Source organism: Thermomonospora umbrina, from assembly GCF_003386555.1.
Taxonomy (GTDB): domain Bacteria; phylum Actinomycetota; class Actinomycetes; order Streptosporangiales; family Streptosporangiaceae; genus Thermomonospora; species Thermomonospora umbrina.
On record NZ_QTTT01000001.1, the window covers coordinates 1,625,428 to 1,645,830 of the forward strand.

Annotated in this window: 16 protein-coding genes; 9 read left to right on the forward strand and 7 right to left on the reverse strand. The window is 72.9% G+C overall.

Annotated elements, in window-relative coordinates; genetic code table 11:
• Positions 1 to 10 precede the first annotated feature (10 nt).
• Positions 11 to 466, reverse strand: a complete 456-nt coding sequence (locus DFJ69_RS07035; RefSeq protein WP_116021728.1) for an Lrp/AsnC family transcriptional regulator — start codon at positions 464 to 466, stop codon at positions 11 to 13.
• Positions 467 to 646: 180 nt separating this feature from the next.
• Here DFJ69_RS07035 and rocD point away from each other — a divergent pair, with 180 nt between their 5' ends.
• Positions 647 to 1,840 carry an ornithine--oxo-acid transaminase gene (gene rocD, locus DFJ69_RS07040; RefSeq protein WP_116021729.1) on the forward strand — a complete coding sequence of 398 codons (1,194 nt, stop codon included), beginning with the start codon at positions 647 to 649 and terminating at the stop codon, positions 1,838 to 1,840.
• Positions 1,841 to 2,135: 295 nt separating this feature from the next.
• Here the strand turns inward: rocD and DFJ69_RS07045 are convergent, their stop codons facing one another.
• The 4 genes from DFJ69_RS07045 to DFJ69_RS07060 form a co-directional block, all read right to left on the reverse strand.
• Positions 2,136 to 2,660: a flavin reductase family protein gene (locus tag DFJ69_RS07045; RefSeq protein WP_281275822.1), complete on the reverse strand. Its 525-nt coding sequence runs from the start codon at positions 2,658 to 2,660 to the stop codon at positions 2,136 to 2,138.
• A 95-nt stretch (positions 2,661 to 2,755) separates the two neighbouring features.
• Positions 2,756 to 3,310, reverse strand: a complete 555-nt coding sequence (locus DFJ69_RS07050; RefSeq protein WP_116021731.1) for a DUF6113 family protein — start codon at positions 3,308 to 3,310, stop codon at positions 2,756 to 2,758.
• A gap of 62 nt (positions 3,311 to 3,372) precedes the next feature.
• Positions 3,373 to 4,284, reverse strand: a complete 912-nt coding sequence (gene mshB / locus DFJ69_RS07055) for an N-acetyl-1-D-myo-inositol-2-amino-2-deoxy-alpha-D-glucopyranoside deacetylase (protein ID WP_116021732.1) — start codon at positions 4,282 to 4,284, stop codon at positions 3,373 to 3,375.
• A gap of 14 nt (positions 4,285 to 4,298) precedes the next feature.
• Positions 4,299 to 5,900, reverse strand: a complete 1,602-nt coding sequence (locus DFJ69_RS07060) for a serine/threonine-protein kinase (protein ID WP_116021733.1) — start codon at positions 5,898 to 5,900, stop codon at positions 4,299 to 4,301.
• Positions 5,901 to 6,199: 299 nt separating this feature from the next.
• On the opposite strand from DFJ69_RS07060, the gene DFJ69_RS07065 reads away from it, so the two are divergent.
• Positions 6,200 to 8,272 (forward strand): S9 family peptidase, encoded by a 2,073-nt coding sequence (locus DFJ69_RS07065; protein WP_211328536.1) that lies wholly within the window; start codon positions 6,200 to 6,202, stop codon positions 8,270 to 8,272.
• Positions 8,273 to 8,282: 10 nt separating this feature from the next.
• Here DFJ69_RS07065 and DFJ69_RS07070 read toward each other — a convergent pair whose 3' ends face one another.
• Positions 8,283 to 10,040 (reverse strand): ABC transporter ATP-binding protein, encoded by a 1,758-nt coding sequence (locus tag DFJ69_RS07070; RefSeq protein WP_116021735.1) that lies wholly within the window; start codon positions 10,038 to 10,040, stop codon positions 8,283 to 8,285.
• Positions 10,041 to 10,055: 15 nt separating this feature from the next.
• Complete coding sequence (locus DFJ69_RS07075; RefSeq protein ID WP_116021736.1) at positions 10,056 to 11,768, reverse strand: ABC transporter transmembrane domain-containing protein; 1,713 nt, start codon at positions 11,766 to 11,768, stop codon at positions 10,056 to 10,058.
• Between the two features lie 309 nt (positions 11,769 to 12,077).
• Between DFJ69_RS07075 and DFJ69_RS07080 the strand changes: the two genes are divergently transcribed.
• The 7 genes from DFJ69_RS07080 (at position 12,078) to DFJ69_RS07110 (ending at position 20,281) form a co-directional block, all read left to right on the forward strand.
• Positions 12,078 to 13,292 carry a PP2C family protein-serine/threonine phosphatase gene (locus DFJ69_RS07080; RefSeq protein WP_342769842.1) on the forward strand — a complete coding sequence of 405 codons (1,215 nt, stop codon included), beginning with the start codon at positions 12,078 to 12,080 and terminating at the stop codon, positions 13,290 to 13,292.
• On the forward strand, positions 13,289 to 14,992 hold the full coding sequence (locus tag DFJ69_RS07085; protein ID WP_147312229.1) for a sensor histidine kinase: 1,704 nt from the start codon (positions 13,289 to 13,291) through the stop codon (positions 14,990 to 14,992). Before DFJ69_RS07080 ends, DFJ69_RS07085 begins: the two co-directional genes overlap by 4 nt.
• A complete protein-coding gene (locus DFJ69_RS07090; protein WP_116021739.1) occupies positions 14,985 to 15,422 on the forward strand; it encodes a response regulator in 438 nt (145 codons plus the stop codon). Before DFJ69_RS07085 ends, DFJ69_RS07090 begins: the two co-directional genes overlap by 8 nt.
• Positions 15,423 to 15,602: 180 nt before the next feature.
• Positions 15,603 to 16,301 carry a succinate dehydrogenase cytochrome b subunit gene (locus tag DFJ69_RS07095; RefSeq protein WP_116021740.1) on the forward strand — a complete coding sequence of 233 codons (699 nt, stop codon included), beginning with the start codon at positions 15,603 to 15,605 and terminating at the stop codon, positions 16,299 to 16,301.
• A gap of 89 nt (positions 16,302 to 16,390) precedes the next feature.
• Positions 16,391 to 18,328 (forward strand): fumarate reductase/succinate dehydrogenase flavoprotein subunit, encoded by a 1,938-nt coding sequence (locus DFJ69_RS07100; RefSeq protein ID WP_116026457.1) that lies wholly within the window; start codon positions 16,391 to 16,393, stop codon positions 18,326 to 18,328.
• Positions 18,329 to 18,380: 52 nt separating this feature from the next.
• Entirely contained in the window at positions 18,381 to 19,136 is a 756-nt protein-coding gene (locus DFJ69_RS07105) for a succinate dehydrogenase/fumarate reductase iron-sulfur subunit (RefSeq protein WP_116021741.1), read from the forward strand.
• Between the two features lie 107 nt (positions 19,137 to 19,243).
• On the forward strand, positions 19,244 to 20,281 hold the full coding sequence (locus DFJ69_RS07110; RefSeq protein ID WP_116021742.1) for a LysR family transcriptional regulator: 1,038 nt from the start codon (positions 19,244 to 19,246) through the stop codon (positions 20,279 to 20,281).
• Positions 20,282 to 20,403: the final 122 nt, after the last annotated feature.

The window sequence follows — 20,403 nt, forward strand, 5'->3', positions numbered from 1 at the left end:
GCGGGCGGGCTCAGGCGTCGGGGCCGCCGGTGGGGCGGCCGATGAGGCGGGACAGGACGATCGAGGTCTTGGTCTGGGCGATGTTGGGCTCGCGGCGGAGCCGTTCGAGGGTCTCCTCGAGGTGGCTGATGTCGCGGGCGCGGAGATGGATGAGGGCGTCGGCCGCGCCGGTGACGGTGTAGGCGGCGATCACCTCGGGATGCTTGCGGACGCTCTCGTACGTCTCCTCCGGGGAGCGCGCGCCGTTGTAGAAGATCTCGATGAACGCCTCGGTGGACCAGCCCAGGGTGGCGGGGTCGACCACGGCGGCGAAGCCGGTGATGACACCCTCCTCGCGGAGGCGGTCCACGCGGCGTTTGACCGCCGGCGCGGACAGGCCGATCACGTCGCCGATCTGGGCGAACGACGCCCGGGCGTTCTCCAGCAGCATCGCAACGATTCGGCGGTCCAGGTCATCAAGACGCAACGAAGAGATCCCCTGAAGTCGGCTTTCGCGATTGGTCGTGCCCCGTACCCGAACATACGCTGTGAGCAGGCCCGCGACCAGCCGACGGGCAGCCACCCGCGGCGACCGGGCGAACCCCGAACGGCCGCGCGTCGACACCCACCGCGGTCATCCGGGGCCGGGGACCGCCGAAGGAGAACCGTGACGCTCACCCAGCAGTTGCGCGCCCTGTCCGAAGAGCACAGCGCCCACAACTACCACCCGCTCCCGATCGTGATCACCGAGGCCGAGGGGGCCTGGGTCACCGACGCCGAGGGCCGGCGCTACCTGGACATGCTCGCGGCGTACTCGGCGGTCAACTTCGGGCACCGCAACCCCCGGCTGGTGGAGGCCGCGCGCCGCCAGTTGGAGCGGGTGACGCTGGTCAGCCGGGCCTTCGACCACGACCAGTTCGGCCCGTTCGTCGCCGAGCTGGCCGAACTGGCGGGCAAGGACATGGTGCTGCCGATGAACAGCGGCGCCGAGGCGGTGGAGACCGCGCTCAAGACCGCCCGCAAGTGGGGGTACGAGGTCAAGGGCGTGCCCGCCGACCAGGCCAACATCATCACGTTCGAGGGCAACTTCCACGGCCGGACGACCACGATCGTCGGCTTCTCCACCGACCCGGACGCCCGGAACTCCTACGGCCCGTTCACCCCCGGGTTCCGCACCGTGCCGTACGGGGACGTCGAGGCGCTGCGGGCGGCGATGGACGACTCCACCGTCGGGGTCCTGATCGAGCCGATCCAGGGCGAGGCCGGGGTCAACGTGCCGCCCAGCGGCTTCCTGCGGGCCGTGCGGGACCTGTGCACCGACGCGAACGCCCTGATGATCGCGGACGAGATCCAGTCCGGGCTGGGCCGGACCGGCACCACGTTCGCGGTCGAGCACGAGGGTGTCGTGCCCGACGTCTACATCCTGGGCAAGGCCCTGGGCGGCGGCATCCTGCCGGTGTCCGCGGTGGTCGCCGACAACGACGTGCTCGGCGTGTTCAAGCCGGGCCAGCACGGCTCCACGTTCGGCGGCAACCCGCTGGCCTGCGCGGTCGGCCGCGAGGTGGTCGCGATGCTGCGCACCGGCGAGTTCCAGGAGCGGTCCCGCACCCTGGGCGCCCACATGCACGCACGCCTGGGCGCGCTGCCGACCGACGTCGTCCGCGAGGTCCGCGGACGCGGGCTGTGGGCCGGCGTCGAGCTGAACGGCAAGGCGCGCCCGGTCAGCGAGAGGCTGATGGAGCTGGGCGTCCTGGCCAAGGAGACCCACGAGACCACGATCCGCCTGGCGCCGCCGCTGGTGATCGGCCAGGACGACCTCGACTGGTCCCTGGACCAGTTGGAGATCGCTCTTGCTGGTTAATGTGGGGGGGCGACCCCCCACACCCCCCGCGCCCGGTCTTGAGATCTTCAGGCGGGCGCCCCTCCGCTTGCGCTCCGGGCCGCCCGCCTGAAGGACCGGGCGAAACCCCCGATTCTGGCTGTCTTTCGTGGGGGGCGACCCCCACACCCCCGCCCGGTCTTGAGATCTTCAGCCGAACGCTCCTCCGCCGGCGCTCCGGAGCGTCCGCCTGAAGGACCGGGCACAACCCCCCGTGGCTCGGGTGCGCAAGCTCGCTTGAAGCATCTTCCCCACACCTGCCATATCCGCGTTCGCGTCAGGTGAGGCGCTGGTAGCGGCCGCCGTAGTAGAGCAGGGGGCGGTCCTCGGTCTCCGGTGCGTGGGCGCCGAGGACCTCGCCCACCACGATGCTGTGGTCGCCGCCGTCGTGAACGGCGTGGGTGCGGCATTCCAGGGACGCCAGGGCCCCGCTGAAGATCGCGGCGCCGGTCATCGGGCCCCGTTCGAACCGCCAGTCGCCGAGATGGGCGCCCAGGGGGCGGCCGCGGGTGGCGAACCACTGGGAGACGTCCTGGGCGCTCTCGGGCAGTACGGACACCGCCCAGCGTCCCGCGGTCAGCACGGCGGCGTGGAAGCGGGCGATCTTCTCGGCGCAGAACAGCACGAGGAGGGGCTCCAACGACACCGAACTGAAGGCGTTGACCGTCATCGCGTGGTCGACGCCGTCCGCGACGGTGGAGACGACCGCCACGCCGGTGGCGAACCGGCCGGCCACCCGACGGAAGTCCCGGGGGTCCACCGCGGCGCTCGGCGGTATCTGCGGGAGTGGCTCACTGTTCACGGTTTCCCCACATTACCCAGCGGCCCGTTCCGCCCCCGCGCCCAGCCCCGGCGTACGCGGTCGGAGGCCCCGTGACGTGCAGGGACCCGTGAAGGTCAGCGGCGGTCGACCCCCGGACCCAGCAGCCAGGATCCGTGCGACGGCGATCGGGTGAGCGCGACGGCCACGCCTCCGGTGACCAGGCCGCCCATGATGAACAGGTAGCCGGCCAGGTCCCCGGTGACGACCAGGTCGCCCTCCGAGCGTCCGGTGGACAGCAGGGTCACCACCAACGCCCACGTCACCCAGGGGACCGCGGCGGCGATCTTGGTACCCATCAGCCGGCCCGCCAGCCAGGGCAGGGCGAAGTTCAGCGCGACCAGCAGCACGGCCGCCAGCGGGAACGAGCCCGTCCGCCAGCCGAAGTGGAACGAGCCGACCACGCCGAGCACCAGCCCGAGCAGGGCGAGGGTCCCGTAGGCCCCGCCGGTGAGGAACGCCAGGAAGGCCCCGTCCTCCGCGGGATCGCGGAGGACCCCGGGATCCACGAGGTCCGGGAGATCCGGCGGCTCCGCGGGATCGTCACGGGGGAGCGACGCGGCCCGCGGAGGCACGGCGGATTCGTCGCCGTCCTCGGCCGGCGACACCCGGATGTCCTCGTCCTCGTCCACAATCCCTGAGGTTATCCACTCCCGGGGGCGCCGGCCCCGCGCGGGCACGCCTTCGGGCGCGGCTACTCCAGCCCGGGGAGGCCCGAGAAGAGGCCGCTCTCGCGGCCGTCCACCGTCGCCGGGCCCCGGTCGCCGTCGAGGAGCGTGTAGTACTCCGCGCCGAACGCCTGTTGGCCGATGTTGTTGGACAGCGCGAAGAACGGGCCCTGGTCCTCGGCGGCGACCGTGATCTGGGTGCGGTGGGCGCGCAGCGCGGCCAGCTTGGCGGGCAGGTGGGCGCGGGCGTCCACCACGGTGGTCACCTGGCCGTCCGGGACGCCGTAGCCGAGCTGGTCGATGCCGGAGACCCGTTCGAACGGGTGACGGGACTCGCGCATCAACGCCATCGACCGGGCCAGGACGGTGCGCGGCGTCGCGGTGGCGTAGAACTTGGCCACCCGCCACGGGTCGCCGTGGCCGGAGACGGAGCCCGCGGGGGACGCGGCCAGCTCGCAGGCCCGCAGGGACACCCGGTGGGCCTGGATGTGGTCCGGATGGCCGTAGTGGCCGTGCTCGTCGTAGGTGACGAGCACCTGCGGGCGCACTTCGCGGATGACGTCCGCGAGGGGGGCGGCGGCCTCGTCCACGTCCGCCCGCCAGAAGCAGCGGGGGTCGTCGTTGGTGGGGGCGCCCATCATGCCGGAGTCGCGCCAGCGGCCGGGGCCGCCGAGGAAGCGGTGGTCGGTCACGCCGAGCGCGGCGCACGCCTCGGCGAGCTCGCCGATCCGGAACTCGCCGAGCCGGTCCTCCTTGTCGGAGGCCAGATGCCGCAGCTCGTCCGGGACGATCTCGCCCTCCTCGCCCAGGGTGCAGGTGACGAGGCAGACGTGCGCGCCCTCCGCGGCGTACGCGGCCATCGTGGCGCCCGTGCCGATGGCCTCGTCGTCCGGGTGGGCGTGGACGAACAGGACCCGCCGCCGATCCGTGTCACTCATAGGGCCGACCCTACTCAGGGCGCGGGAGCGTCCTGCTGCCCGGTCCCACCGCCGTCGCCGGTGCCGGTGCCGGGCTCGCCGCCACCGCCACCGCCTCCACCACCGCCGGGAGGCGGGGACTCTCCGCCGCCACCGCCTCCACCGCCGCCGCCTCCACCACCGTCAGGGGGCGGCTCGGTGCTGGGCGGCGGGTCGGTCGGCTGCTCGGGCGGGTTCGTCGGCTCCTCGGACGGCGTGGAGCTCGGCTCGGGTGTGGTCGGGTCCGGGTCGGGGTCCGTGGTCTGTTGCGGCGGGCCGGAGTCCTCCGGAACGTCGGGGGGCGGCTCCTGGTCGTCCCCGTCGTCGGTGCTCTGACTCGCCGACGGACTGTCGGTGGGGGTGACGCCGGGATCGTCGCCGCCGCCCGACGCGTACACCAGTCCGCCGATCAGCAGCAGCACGGCCGCCACCGCGACCACCGTGGCGATCAACGGCCCGTTCGACCGGCGCTCCCCCCGGCCGGGGCCGCCGCGCCCGGACGGGTCGGGATAGCCGGGGACGCCCGGCAGCGTCCCGGTGACGGGCCCGGACGGCCCATGGGGCCCACCGGGTCGGACGGGCGAGGCACCCGTGGCGCGGCCGGCGATCTGCTGGCCCTCCGCGAGCACCGCCGTGGGCAGGTCGTCGGCCGCGGCGCCCGCGCCCGCCGCTCCGACCGCGCCCAGGGCCATCGTGCCGTCGGGCCCGGCGACCCGGGTGGAGTCGGCCGCGCCCGTCCGGTCGAGGCGGGTCGCGCCGTCGACCGGGGGCGGCGGGACCGCTCCCGCCGGGGCCGGGCCGCCGCCGCCGATCAGCCGCATCATCAGGGTCTGGGCGGTGGGCCGGTCCTGCGGCTCCTTGGCCAGGCACTCGGCGATCAGCACGCGCAGGTCGTCGGGCAGCCCGTCGAGGTCCGGGTCCTCGTTGAGCAGCCGGTTGATCACGGCGGGGATGGTGTCCTGACCGAACGGGGGCCGCCCGGTGGCGGCGAACACCATCGTGGAGCCCCACGAGAAGACGTCCACCGCCTCGGTCAGCGCGCTGCCCATCACCTGCTCGGGCGCCATGTACGCGGGGGTGCCGATGGCCTTGGTGCTGGCCACGGAGCCGGGATCCAGGGCGCGGGCGATCCCGAAGTCGATCACCCGGGGGCCGTCCGGGGCCATCAGCACGTTGTGCGGCTTGAAGTCGCGGTGCACGATCCCCGCCTGGTGGATGGCCACCAGCGCGGTCATGGTGCCGATCGCCAGCCGGTCCAGCGCCGCGCCGGCGCGCGGGCCCTCCTCGGTGACCAGCTTCTGCAGCGACTTGCCGGGGACGAACTCGCTGACGATGTACGGCCGGTCGCCCGCGACGTCGGCCTCCAGGACCTGGGCGGTGCAGAACCGGGCGACCTGCTTGGCGGCCTGGACCTCGCGCACGAAGCGGCTGCGGGCGGTCTCGTCCTCGGTCAGGTCGGCGCGCAGCAGCTTGATGGCCACCTTGCCGCCGTCGGCGTCCTCGCCGAGGTAGACGACGCCCTGACCGCCCTCGCCGAGACGCTCCAGCAGGTCGTACGGACCCAGCCGTCGCGGATCTCCCGAATGCAGTTCCGGCATCGACACTCCTGTACACGGGGGCGGGGGGCGGAAGGTACGAAACTACCGGAGGACCGCGCGGGGTCGGGTGCCCTCGGGCACGGCCGCGCGGTCGAACGGGCGCTCGTCCAGGGCACTTTCACCGTACCCGTCGAACCGGCCCGTCCGGCCGGGTACGCGCGGGCGGGCCGGAACCGGAAGGGGAGGGTTGGCTGACCGGCCGGTCCCGGCCGGCAGACTCGGGAGACACGAGCGACCTGAGGCCGCCCGACCGGGCGCGCCCGAGGTGAACGGGGACACGTACAGGTATGAGCACGACGATGAGCTTTCCGCGGCAGAGCGCCCGTACCCGACGGTTCACCCTGGGGGTCCCGCGCGGCTTCCAGATAGCGCCGGACGGCTCGCGCGTGGCCTTCCTGCGGACCCGTTCCGGCACCGACCCGGTGACCTGCCTGTGGACGCTCGACCCGGCCACGGGCGAGGAACGGTTGGTGGCCGACCCGACGGCGTTGAACCTCCCCGGCGAGGAGGACCTGCCGGCCGAGGAGCGGGCCCGGCGGGAGCGCGCCCGGGAGCAGGCCGGCGGCATCGTGGGGTTCGCCGCCGACCGGGAGCTGCGCACGGCGGTGTTCGCGCTGGCCGGGCGGCTCTTCACGGCCGACCTCCGGGACGGCGCGGTGCGGGCGCTGCCGGCCGCCTCCCCGGTGTTCGACCCGCGTCCCGACCCGTCCGGACGGCAGGTCGCGTACGTCTCGGGGCGGACGCTGCGGCTGATCGGGGTGGACGGCGAGGGCGACCGGGCGCTGGTGCAGCCGGAGAGCGACCAGATCTCCTACGGCCTCGCGGAGTTCATCGCCGCCGAGGAGATGGGCCGGATGCGCGGGTACTGGTGGGCGCCGGACGGCACCCGCCTGCTGGTGGCCCGCGTGGACCCGACCCCGGTGACGCGCTGGCACATCGCCGACCCCGCCAACCCGGAGCGGCCGGCCACCGAGGTCGCCTATCCGGCCGCCGGCACCCCCAACGCCTACGTGGCGCTGTACCTGATCACCGAGGACGGCGACCGCAAGGCCATCAACTGGGACCGCAGCGAGTTCCCGTACCTGGTCACCGCCACCTGGGACCGGCACGGGCCGATGCTCCTCGTGCAGTCCCGCGACCAGCACGTGATGCGGGTCCTGACGGTGAACCCGGCCAACGGCGAGACCACGGTCCTGCACGTCGCGCACGACCCGCAGTGGCTGGAGGTCGTCCCCGGCGTGCCAGCGCGCACCCGGAACGGCGACCTGGTGTGGACGACCGAGGACGCCGCCACCGACACTCGACGGCTGACCGTCGGCGGCGAGCCGGTCACCCCGGCGGGCCTGCAGGTGCGGTCGGTGCTGGGGGTGGAGGGCGAGTCGGTGCTGTTCACGGCGTCCGAGGAGCCGACCGAGATCCACCTGTGGTCGTACGACCCGTCCGGGCCGACACGGCTCAGCGAGGGGCGGGGCGTGTTCGGCGGCACCCGCTCCGGCGAGGTCACGGTGACGACCGCGTCGCGGCTCGACCGGGACGGCGTCGAGGTGCGGGTCACGGGCCCCGCCGGCGGGCACGAGATCGCCTCCCGCGCGGAGACGCCGGTCATCACGCCGTCGGTGCGCCTGCTGAACGCGGGCGAGCGGGAGATCCGCACCGCCGTCGTGCTCCCCACCGGTTGGGAGCCCGGAGCCGGCCGGCTGCCGGTGCTCATGGACCCGTACGGCGGCCCGCACGCCCAGCGGGTGCTGGCGGTGCGGCGCGCCTACAACGAGGCGCAGTGGCTGGCCGACCAGGGCTTCGCCGTGGTCATCGCCGACGGCCGGGGCACCCCCGCGCGCGGCCCCGTCTGGGAGCGCTCCGTGCAGGGCGACTTCGTCGGCCCGGTGCTGGAGGACCAGGTGACCGCGCTGGAGGAGGCCGCCCGCGCCTTCCCGGACGCGCTGGACCCGGGTCGGGTCGCCATCCGGGGCTGGTCGTTCGGCGGCTGGCTGGCGGCGCTGGCGGTGCTGCGCCGCCCCGACGTCTTCCACGCCGGGGTCGCGGGCGCGCCGGTCACCGACTGGTCGCTGTACGACACCCACTACACCGAGCGCTACCTCGGGCATCCCGGTGAGGAGCCGGAGAACTACGTCCGCAACTCCCTCATCGACGACGCCGGCAAGCTCGAGCGCCCGCTGCTGCTCATCCACGGCCTGGCCGACGACAACGTGGTGGCCGCCCACACGTTGCGCCTGTCGTCGGCGCTGTTGGCGGCCGGACGCCCGCACACCGTGCTGCCGCTGTCGGGGGTGACCCACATGACCCCGCAGGAGGTCGTCGCGGAGAACCTGCTCCTGATGCAGGTCGACTTCCTCAAGAAGGCGCTCGGATAGGGACGGCCGATCAGCCCGCGCCGTGCCAGGAGCGCCAGAGGGCGGCATAGGAGCCGTCGGCCTCGAGCAGCTCGGTGTGGGCGCCCAGCTCCGTGATGCGGCCGTCCTCCACGACGGCGACCCGGTCGGCGTCGTGGGCGGTGTGCAGGCGGTGGGCGATCGCGACGACGGTACGGCCGTCGAGCACCGCCGCCAGTGACCGTTCCAGGCGCCGGGCGGCCCTCGGGTCCAGCAGTGAGGTGGCCTCGTCCAGCACCAGGGTGTGCGGGTCCACCAGCACCAGCCGGGCCAGCGCGACCTGCTGGGCCTGGGCCGGGGTGAGCGGCTCGCCGCCCGAGCCGACCGTCGCGTCCAGCGCGGGGCCGTCCCACTCGACGGCCTCCAGCGCGGCGCGGACCTGCTCGTCGGTGGCGTCGGGACGGGCCATCACCAGGTTGTCGCGCAGGGTGCCCCGGAACACGTGGTGCTCCTGGGTGACCAGCGCGACATGGCCGCGCAGCTCGTCGAGCGGCAGCCCGACCAGCGGCGTCTCGGGGGTGTCCGGGAGCGGGGGGCCCACGCCGACCGTGCCGGTGCGGGGGCCGTGGATCCCGGCCAGCAGGCGGCCCAGCGTCGACTTCCCGGCCCCGCTCGGGCCGACCATCGCCAACCGCTCCCCCGGCCGCAACGCGAGATCGACGCCGTGCAGGACGTCCTGGCCCTCGCGGTAGGCGTACCGGACGTCCCGGGCCGCCAGCCGGAGCCGACCGTCGCCGTTCGAGGCCGCCCCGGCGTCGGTGGGCCGGCGGTCGGGCGGCACGTCGCCGACGCCCAGCAGCCTCGCCAGGGAGGCGCCGCTGAGCTGAAGCTCGTCCAACTGGTTCAGCATCCGTTCCACCGGGCTGACGAGCTGCTGCACGTACAGGGTGGCGGCGGTCACCTGGGCCAGCGACGCCCACCCGTTGATGTGGTAGATCCCGCCGATCAGCAGCGTGATCGCGACCTGGATCCCGAAGCCCGCCTCCACCACCGGGTAGAACACCAGGCGCAGGCGCAGCGTGTAGCGCTCGCGTTCCCAGCTCCGGGCGATGTCGGCGTCGCCGCGTTCGTGCCGCCGCCGCTGGAGGCCGAGCGACTCGACGGTGCGGGAGCCCGAGACGGTCTCGGCGAGCCCGTCGGTCAGCTCCGCCCACGCCTCGTTCTCGCGCAGGTAGCCGCCCCGGGCGCGGGGCAGGTACCACCGGGTGACCAGCCAGATCATCGGCGCCACGACCAGGCAGGGCAGCATCAGCAGCGGCCCGACCAGCGCCAGCGCGCCGAGGGTGAAGATCACCACGATCAGCGCGATCATCGTCTCGGGCACCGCGAACCGCACCGTGTCCGCCAGCGCGCCCACGTCCCGGGAGGTGCGGCTGACCAGGTCGCCGGTGCCCGCCCGTTCCACCGTGGCCAGCGGCAGCGCCAGCACCCGGTCGACGAACTCCTCGCGCAGCTCGGCCAGCACCCGCTCTCCCAGCCGGGTGGACGCGTAGTAGGCGAACCGCAGCAGCACCGCCTGGGCGATCACGAACCCGGCGATGGTCAGGGCGATGGCGTCGACCGGGGCGCGGCCGTCCGACACGTCCTGGACCAGGTCGCCGAGCAGCCGGGGCGCGACCAGCCCCGCCACCGCGGCCAGCGCGTGCAGCAGCAGCGCCCCGGCCAGCGCGCGGGGGTAACGCAGCGTCAGGCGTCGCGCGTACGCCCGCACTTGGGCGGACGTCGCGACGGGCAGGATCTCCGCACTCATCAAGCTCTCCCTGGGTCACGCGTGGTCGGTGACGCGGTCCCGGTCCTCGCCCCTGGTCACGGTGGCGGCGTAGCGCGGCTCGCGGTCGAGCAGCTCACGGTGGGCGCCCTCAGCGACGACGACGCCGTTCTCGACGAAGGCGACCTGGTCGGCGCGGTCGAGGACCAGCGGGCTGGTGGTACACACGACCGTCGTGCGGCCGGCCCGCATCTCCCCCAGGCGTTCGGCGATCCGGGCCTCGGTGTGGGCGTCCACCGCGCTGGTCGGCTCGACCAGCACCAGCACCTCGGGGTCGGCCGCCAGCGCCCGCACCAGCCGCAGCCGCTGCTGCTGGCCGCCGGAGAACTCCCGCCCGGCCTCGACGACGTGGGCGTCCCGACCCACCGTGTCCACGATGTCGTCGGCGGAGGCGGCCCGGATCGGCCCGGCCAGGTCGCGGCCGGGGACGCCGCCGGTCAGCGTGTCCGCCAGTCGGCCCGACAGCAGGACGTCGTCGTTGACCGTGACGATGATCCGCTCGCGCAGGCGGGCCAGGTCGCGCAGCGGCACCCCGCCGTAGGTGACGTCGGCGCCCTCGACCTCGGCGTAGTGGCCCAGCCGGTCGGCGATGGCGTCGGCGTCGGCGGGGTCGGCGGCGGCCACGGCGGTCAGCCCGCCGGGCCAGGCCACCAGCCCGGAGACCGGGTCGACCAGCTCCGCCCCGGAGGGCTCGGCGGTGCCGTCGGCGGGCAGGTCCGGGTCCAGCGCCAGGATCCGGACGACGCGTCCCGCCGCGACGTACCCCTTGGTGATCTTGTCGGCGGCCTCGCCGAGGGTGGCCAGCGGATGGACCAGGAACACCGCGTACCCGTACACGGTGATCAGCTCGCCCGGTGTCATCGTGTCGGACACCGCGTACCGGGCGCCCATCCAGGTGACCGCGACGACCAGCAGTCCGGGCAACAGCACCTCGGCGCCGCTCAGCATCGACTCGGCGCGCGCGGTCTCCACGCCGGCCCGCCGGACCCGCTGCGACTCCTCGCGGTACCGGTCGGCGAACAGGTGCTCGCCGCCGATGCCGCGCAGCACCCGCAGGCCGGCCACGATGTCGGTGGCGCGGGTGTTGAGGTCGCCCACCAGCTCCCGCAGCCGCTCGTGGCGGCGGCGGTACGGGCGCATCAGCGGCGCGGCCACCAGCAGGATCAGCGGCACGCCCACCAGCACCACCAGGCCCAGCGGCGGCGACGCGATCAGCATGAGCACGATCACCGCGACGATCGCGATCACGGCGGCGGTGCCCCGGATCACGATGTCGAGGGCGTCCCCGATGTGCGACACGTCGGAGATCCCGACGCTGACGACCTCGCCGGCGCTCATCCTCTTGGACAGGGTGGCGCCGAGCCTCGTCGACTGCCGGGTCACCACCTGAACGGTGCGGTAGGCCGCCGACAGCCAGCAGAACACGGCCAGCCGGTGACGCAGCCCACTGCTGGCGGCCGTCAGCAGGGCCAGCCCCAGGAGCACCGCCGACCAGGTCACCAGGGCCCCCGCGTCCTTGGCCGCGACACCGTCGTCGATGGCCCGCCCGATGACGGCCGGGGTTAGCGCCATGGAGAGCATCCAGGTCACGCCCCAGCCGATGCCGTACAGCAGGGGGCGGCCCTGGCGGCGGGCCAGCCACGTCAGGTAGCGCCACGGCGAGCGGTGGTCGGCCACCCCGGGATCCGGTACCGGCAGGGCGTTCTTCACGCAGCGACCCTAGGCGGGCGCCCTCGCTGATCGCTAACGATTTTCCGGCGCGCGGAGCCTGGCGGAACGCGCCGTTCCAAGATCCAACCCGGCCCGGCGGGGTGCATACCCCGGAACGAAGACGGTAAGGTCAAGCGTTGTACGGAGCGGGCATCGGGGGCGTCCCATGCCGGTGCTCCATGAGCCGGGGCTCTGGCGGTCATGCCGCTGCCCGGCGCGGCCACCAGTGTGGAACTGCCTGCACCATGCCCATGTCCATGCCGCCGACCCGAGCCCGCGCCGCCCGCGCCGACCATCCGAGAGCCATTTGTGAGCACAACCAGCGATCACCCCACGTCGGTCGTCCCCGGAATGGACGGCCGGCTGCGCCTGCTGCTGATCGAGGACGATCCGGGCGACGCGTTCCTGGTCGAGGAGCTGCTCGCCGACTCCGGCCTGGACGTGGAGATCCTGCACGCCCGCACCCTCGGCGAGGCCCGCCGCAAGATGTCCGCCCGGATCCACTGCGTGCTGGCCGACATGTCGCTGCCCGACGCGGGCGGCCTGGACCTGCTGCGCGAGGTGCTGGGCCTGACCGGCCGGGCCGCGGTGGTGGTGCTGACCGGCCTGGCCGACGCCCACCTCGGGGTGCGGGCGGTCGCGCTCGGCGCCGAGGACTACCTGGTCAAGGGCGAGGTCGACGGGGCGCTGCTGGCCCGCGCCATCCGGTACGCCATCGAGCGCAAGCGGGCCGAGGAGAGCGAGCGCCGGCTGGTCGAGGCCCGGATCGTCAGCCGTGAGAACGCCCGGCTGGAGCGGGGCCTGCTGCCGGTGCCGCTGATCGACGACGGCACGCTGGCGCACCACGCCCGCTACCGGCCCGGCCGCCGCCGCGCGCTGCTGGGCGGCGACTTCTACGACACGGTGCAGACCGCCGACGGGTCGGTGCACCTGATGATCGGCGACGTGTGCGGGCACGGCCCCGACGAGGCCGCGCTGGGCGTGTGCCTGCGGATGGCGTGGCGCACCCTGGTGCTGGCCGGGCACACCGGCGAGGGCCTGCTGGCCACGCTCAACACGGTGCTGGGCCACGAGCGCCGCAGCGAGGAGCTGTTCACCACGGTCTGCACGATGACGGTGGACCCGTCCCGCCGTTCGGCCCGGATGCACCTGGCGGGCCACCCCGCGCCGCTGCTGTTCGACGGGTCCGAGGTGGTGTCCGTGCCGGAGGAGCCGTCCGGGCCCGCGCTGGGGCTGCCGACGGACCTGGTGGGCGACGACGCGTGGCCCGCCGCCGACATCGAGCTGGGCGACACGTGGGACCTGCTGCTCTACACCGACGGGCTCATCGAGGGTCGCATCGGGCAGGGCTCGGCCCGGCTGGGCACCGAGGGCCTGGTGGCGCTGGCCCGTGAGGCGCGCGGCGCCGGGGCCTCCGGGGACGCGCTGATCGACGCCCTGATGGCGCGGGTCGAGGCGCTCAACGGTGAGGAGCTGACCGACGACGTGGCCGTCCTGCTGTTGTCCCGGCAGGAGAGCCGTTGAGCACGACCCCTCCGGAACCTCCCGGGGTGTCCCTGGTCCGCGTCGCTCCCGGGTCCTTCGCCTCCACGCCGCTGCCGCCGTCGCTGGCCCCGCTGCGGCCGCCCGCGCCGCGCAAGGGGCTGAGCCGGGTGCGGCTGGGCCAGTGGTTCAGCGCGGGCGGGCTCGTGATGGCGCTGCTCCTGCTGGCCGCGGTGATCCTTTCGGCGCTGGCGTTCCAGGGCAACAACCAGGCCCGCGACACCCTGATCGACCAGGTGGACCCGGCGGCGCTGCAACAGTTCCAGATCACCAGCGCGCTGGACGAGCAGGACACCGCCATCCGCACGTTCGTGCGCAGCCGCAGGCGGGGTGACCTGGCCGCCTACCGGGAGGCGGTGACCGCCGAGAGCCAGGCGATCGCCACCATGCGCCGGCTGCTGGTCGGGGTCTCCGGGGCCGAGGAGGCCCAGGTGCGGCTCGAACGGGCCACCGCCGCGACCGCCGCCTGGCGGACCCGGTTCGCCGTCCCGCTGGCCGCCGGGGCGCGGCTGACGCCGGCGCACAACGAGGACGGCCGGCTGCTGTTCCGCGAGGCGGGGGCGGCCAACTCCGCGACCCAGCGGGCCCTGACCGAGCTGCACCGCACCTATGACGGGCAGCTCCGCGACAAGGCCCGCACGCTGTACGTGTCGCTGGCGTTCACCGGGGTGGTGATCGTGGTGGTGGCGATCGGGATGGTCATCCTGATCCGGCGCACCGTGCTGCGACCGGTGGCGCGGCTGACCGACCAGGTCAGGGCGGTCTCGCAGGGCGACTTCGCGCATCCGCTGCGGATCTCCGGGCCGGCCGAGCTGGCCGAGCTGGCCGGGATCGTCGACTCGATGCGGCACCGGATCGTCCAGGAGTGGCGGGCCACCTCCGAGGCCCGCCAGATCGCCGCCGAGCAGGCCGCCGAGCTGCGCCGCTCCAACGCCGAGCTGGAGCAGTTCGCGTACGTGGCCAGCCACGACCTGCAGGAGCCGCTGCGCAAGGTCGCCAGCTTCTGTCAGATGATCGAGCGCCGCTACGGGGACCAGCTCGACGACCGGGGACGCCGCTACATCGAGTTCGCGGTCGACGGCTCCAAGCGGATGCAGGCCCTGATCAACGACCTGCTCACGCTGTCGCGGGTGGGCCGCTCGCAACGGGTGGAGCAGGAGGTCGACCTGAACCGGGCGCTGGCGCGGGCGATGGACGACCTGGAGCACGCCATCGACGAGACCGGCGCCCAGGTCACCGCCGACGACCTGCCCACGGTGACCGGCGACCGGACGCTGCTGGCGCTGCTGTTCCAGAACCTGGTGGGCAACGCGATCAAGTTCCACGGGGAGGACCCGCCCCTGGTCCGGATCGCCGTCGGGCGCTCGGAGGAGGACGACGACGGGCCCGACATGTGGGAGTTCTCGTGCACCGACAACGGGATCGGGATCGACCCCAAGTACGCCGAGCGGATCTTCCTGATCTTCCAGCGGCTGCACCCCCAGGACACCTACACCGGCACCGGCATCGGGCTGGCGATGTGCAAGAAGATCGTGGAGTACCACGGCGGCCGGATCTGGCTGGACCCCGGCCACGAGGGTCCCGGCACCACGTTCCGCTGGACGCTGCCCGCGCAGAGGGCGGCCGCGACCGGACGGGCGACCACCGACGTGACGGAAGGCGACGGCACTGCCGATGAATGACAACGCTCGCGCGATCGAGGTCCTGCTGGTCGAGGACGACCCGGGGGACGTGCTGCTGACCCGCGAGGCGTTCGAGGACAACAAGGTCGGCAACCGGCTCAAGGTGGTCAGCGACGGCGAGGAGGCGATGGCCTACCTGCGCCGCGAGGGGCCGTACGCGCAGGCGCCCCGGCCGGACCTGATCCTGCTGGACCTCAACCTGCCGCGCAAGGACGGCCGCGAGGTGCTGGAGGAGGTCAAGGCCGACCCGGCGCTGCGGTCGATCCCGGTGGTCGTCCTCACCACCTCCGAGGCCGACGAGGACATCCTGCGCAGCTACCACCTCCACGCCAACGCGTACGTGACGAAGCCGGTGGACTTCGAGCGCTTCATCGACGTGGTCCGGCAGATCGACGACTTCTTTGTCACCGTGGTGAAGCTGCCGCGCTGAGTGACGCGCGTCCGGCGCACACGACCCCCGGGTTCCCCAAGATCATGTGAGGTCGCTCACCCGTGGGGACATCCGGACACGCCCGAAAGCCCCATGCCGCACGGCTCATAGCCCAGGGCTATCGAAACGAGTGTTGTCATGACTTGGACGGACCGACCGGCGGCGACCTAACGTGCGGCCGTGGTTCAAACTTCCCCCCGCGCGATCCCGGCGCTGTACCGCTCCACGGTCGGCAAGAAGTCGATCATGGCGGTCACCGGCGTCGTCCTGGTCCTGTACATCGTGCTCCACATGGTGGGCAACCTGAAGATCTTCTTCGGCCCGGAGGAGATCGACGGATACTCCGCCTGGCTGCGGACGTTCGGTGAGCCCGTACTGCACCACGAGTGGTTCCTGTGGATCCTGCGGGTCGTGCTGCTGGCCTCGGTGATCCTGCACATCACCATGGCCGTCCAGCTCACCCTGCGCGCCAAGAAGGCGCGGCCGGTGCGGTATCAGCACCGCGCGAAGGTGCGGGGGTCGTACGCGGCCCGCACCATGCGCTGGGGCGGCGTGATCATCTTCTTCTTCGTGATCTACCACGTGCTGGACCTGACGACCGGCACGGTGAACCCCGGCTACGAGCACGGCGAGGTGTACCGCAACGTCACCGCCGACTTCGCCCCCGAGCGCTGGTACGTGACCCTCTTTTACACGTTGGCGGTCGTGTCGCTCGGCTTCCACCTGCGGCACGGCCTGGTCAGCGGGCTCCAGTCGCTGGGCGGCAAGAGCCCCCAGAAGGCCCGCACCCTCAACCTCGCCGCCACCGCCTTCGCCGTCGTCATCGTCGCCGGCTTTCTGTCCGTGCCGTTCGCGGTCACCGTGGGATTGGTGGACTGAACATGAGCGATGCCGCCGCAGAGAGCGGAGTGGCCGGCGAGGAACGAGCCGTCCGCGAAGCGAACGAGAAGGCCGAGGGAATCATGGGCATGAGCGACAGCTTCTACAAGAGCGGCGAGCCGATCGCCGACGCCAAGGCGCCTCAGGTCCCCATCGAGGAGCGCTGGAACACGCGCAAGTTCGAGGCCAAGCTCGTCAACCCGGCCAACAAGCGCAAGAAGACCGTCATCATCATCGGCACCGGCCTCGCCGGCGGGTCGGCCGGCGCGACCCTGGCCGAGCTGGGCTACCACGTCGTCCAGTTCTGCTTCCAGGACAGCCCCCGGCGCGCCCACTCGATCGCGGCGCAGGGCGGCATCAACGCGGCCAAGAACTACCGCAACGACGGCGACAGCGTGCACCGGCTGTTCTACGACACGGTCAAGGGCGGCGACTTCCGCGCCCGCGAGTCGAACGTGCACCGCCTCGCCGAGATCAGCACCCAGATCATCGACCAGTGCGTCGCGCAGGGCGTCCCGTTCGCCCGCGAGTACGGTGGCCTGCTCGACAACCGCTCGTTCGGCGGCGCGCAGGTCTCCCGGACGTTCTACGCCCGGGGCCAGACGGGCCAGCAGCTCCTGCTGGGCGCGTACCAGGCGCTGATGCGGCAGGTGGACGCGGGCAACGTCGAGCTGCACCCGCGCCACGAGATGCTCGACCTGGTGATGGTGGACGGGCGCGCGCGCGGCGTGGTCGTCCGCGACCTCATCAGCGGCGAGGTCAAGACCTACACCGGCGACGCGGTGGTGCTCGCCTCCGGCGGCTACGGCAACGTCTACTACCTGTCGACGAACGCGATGGGCTCCAACGTCACCGCGATCTGGCGGGCGCACAAGCACGGGGCGCTGTTCGCCAACCCGTGTTACACGCAGATCCACCCGACGTGCATCCCGGTCAGCGGCGACCACCAGTCGAAGCTGACCCTGATGTCGGAGTCGCTGCGCAACGACGGCCGGGTGTGGGTGCCGAAGGAGCGGGGCGACGCCCGCAGGCCGTCCGACATCCCCGAGGACGAGCGCGACTACTACCTGGAGCGCATCTACCCGGCGTTCGGCAACCTGGTCCCGCGTGACATCGCCTCCCGGGCCGCCAAGAACGTCTGCGACGAGGGACGCGGCGTCGGCCCCGGCGGGCTGGGCGTCTACCTGGACTTCGCCGGAGCGATCGAGCGGCTGGGCCTGGAGGCCGTCAAGGCCAAGTACGGCAACCTCTTCGACATGTACGAGCGGATCACGGGCGAGAACCCGTACGAGACGCCGATGCGGATCTACCCGGCCGTCCACTACACCATGGGCGGGCTGTGGGTGGACTACGACCTGGAGTCCACCATCCCGGGCATGTTCGTGATCGGGGAGGCCAACTTCTCCGACCACGGCGCCAACCGGCTCGGCGCGTCCGCGCTGATGCAGGGCCTGGCCGACGGCTACTTCGTGCTGCCGAACACCGTCGGCGACTACCTGGCCAGGAACCCGCTCGACGCGGTGCCCGACTCCGCCGTGCAAGAGGCCGAGGGCCGGGTCTCCGAGCAGATCGACAGGCTGCTGTCGATCGACGGGGACCGCACCGTCGACTCGTTCCACCGCGAACTCGGCCACATCATGTGGGAGTACTGCGGCATGGAACGTACCGAGGAGGGCCTGCGCAAGGCGCTGGACCTGATCCCGGCGCTGCGCGAGGAGTTCTGGCGGCGGGTCAAGGTGCCGGGCTCGGCCGCCGACCTGAACCAGTCGCTGGAGAAGGCCGGCCGGGTGGCCGACTTCCTGGAGCTGGCCGAGCTGATGGTGGTGGACGCGCTGCACCGCACCGAGTCGTGCGGCGGCCACTTCCGCGCCGAGTCGCAGGACGAGGACGGCGAGGCCAAGCGCGACGACGTCAACTTCTCCTATGTGGCCGCCTGGGAGTGGGCGGGCTCGGGCGAGCAGCCCGTCCTGCACAAGGAGGCCCTCGCATTCGAACACGTCAAGCCGAGCCAGAGGTCGTACAAGTAATGGGGACGTGTCTCACGCTGCGCCATGCGCTCATGGAAGGGCCGTACTAGTCATGAAGCTCACGCTGCGCATCTGGCGCCAGAAGGGACCGGACGACTCCGGGAAGATGGTCGAGTACCCGCTCGACGACGTCTCCCCCGACATGTCCTTCCTGGAGATGCTGGACGTCCTGAACGAGAAGCTGATCCTGGACGGCGAGGACCCGATCGCCTTCGACCACGACTGTCGCGAGGGCATCTGCGGCATGTGCTCGCTGGTCATCAACGGCACCCCGCACGGCCCGGAGAAGGCCACCACCACCTGCCAGCTCCACATGCGCAAGTTCAAGGACGGCGAGGTCATCGACATCGAGCCGTGGCGCGCCAAGGCGTTCCCGGTGGTCAAGGACCTGGTGGTGGACCGGTCGGCGTTCGACCGGATCATCGAGGCCGGCGGCTACATCTCCGCCCCGACGGGCTCGGCGCCCGACGCGCACGCCGTCCCGGTGCCCAAGCCGGACGCCGACCGGGCGTTCGAGGCGGCCGAGTGCATCGGCTGCGGCGCCTGCGTCGCCGCCTGCCCGAACGGCTCCGGCATGCTCTTCACCGCCGCCAAGGTCACCCACCTCGGGCTGATGCCGCAGGGCCAGCCCGAGCGGTACGACCGGGTGGTCGACATGATCGAGGCCCACGACGAGGCGGGGTTCGGCGGCTGCACCGTCACCGGCGAGTGCACCGTGGCCTGCCCCAAGGGGATCCCGCTGGACACCATCGTCCGGCTCAACCGCGACTTCCTCACCGCCACCGCGGGCGGCAAGAAGAAGTCCTAGCGGTCCATGATCAAGAGGCGCCCCGGAACACCGGGGCGCCTCTTTCCATCCGGTCGGGCCCGGCCCTGCATCGAATCGACGATTCCGATAGCCGTACGCTATGGACCGTGCAACTCCAGCAACTCTCCTATTTCGTCGCCGTCGCCGAGACCCGGCACTTCACCCAGGCCGCCGAGGCCCTGCGGGTCGCCCAGCCCTCCCTGTCCAAACAGATCCGGGCGCTGGAGACCGAGCTGGGGGCGTCGCTGTTCAGCCGGGCGCGGGGCAACATCACGCTCACCCCGGCCGGGGAGACGCTGCTGCCGCTGGCCAAGCGCATCCTCGCCGACGTGGACACCGCCCGCCTGGAGGTGCAGGAACTGGCCGGTCTTCGCCGCGGCCGGGTCCGGCTGGGCGCGACGCCGTCGCTGTGCGCGGGCCTGCTGGCCGACGTGCTGCGCCGCTTCCACGACGCCTACCCGGGCATCCGTCTGCTGGTCGAGGAGGGCGGCTCCCGTGACCTGGTCCGCGACCTGACCCGTGGGCTGCTGGACCTGGCGCTGGTCATCCTGCCGCTGTCCGGCGACGCTCCCCTGGAGACCACCGCGATCCTGCGCGAACGCCTCGTGGTCGCCTCCCCCGCCCGCCGCTCCGACGGCGGCGGAGCCCCGACCACCCCCCGCGAGTCACCCCTCCCACGCCGCCCCTACCTGCGGATCGAGGACCTGCGGGACCGCCCCCTCGTCATGTTCCGCCCCGGGTACGACCTGCGCGAGGCCACCATCGGCGCCTGCCGCGAGGCCGGCTTCGAACCTCGCTTCGCGGTCGAGGGCGGCGAGATGGACGCCGTCCTCCGCTTCGTCGAGGCCGGCCTCGGCATCGCCGTCGTCCCCAGCATGGTCCTCGCCGGCCGCCCCGGCCTCCGCGGCACCCCCCTGGCCGTGACCCCCCGACACCCCGAAGCCCAACCCCCCGCCCCCCGTGCCCCCCGCCACGGCGACCCCGCCCCGGGCCTCCTCCGCACCATCGCACTGGCCCACCGCAAGGACGTCACCCCCACCCACGCCGCCCGCGCCTTCCAGGACGTCCTCGAGTCCTTCCTCAGCGAAGCCGCCCGCGCCGGAACCCTCCCCGCCGGCGTCGAAGCCCTGGTCCCCCCCACCTGACCCCACCCCACGAACACCGAAGCCCCGAGTCCCCCACCCCTCCGGCCCGCAAGACCTCAACGCCCCAGACCCCGCTCGCCGCCGAGCGCAGCGAGGCCATGAACAAGCCCGCTCGCCGTCGC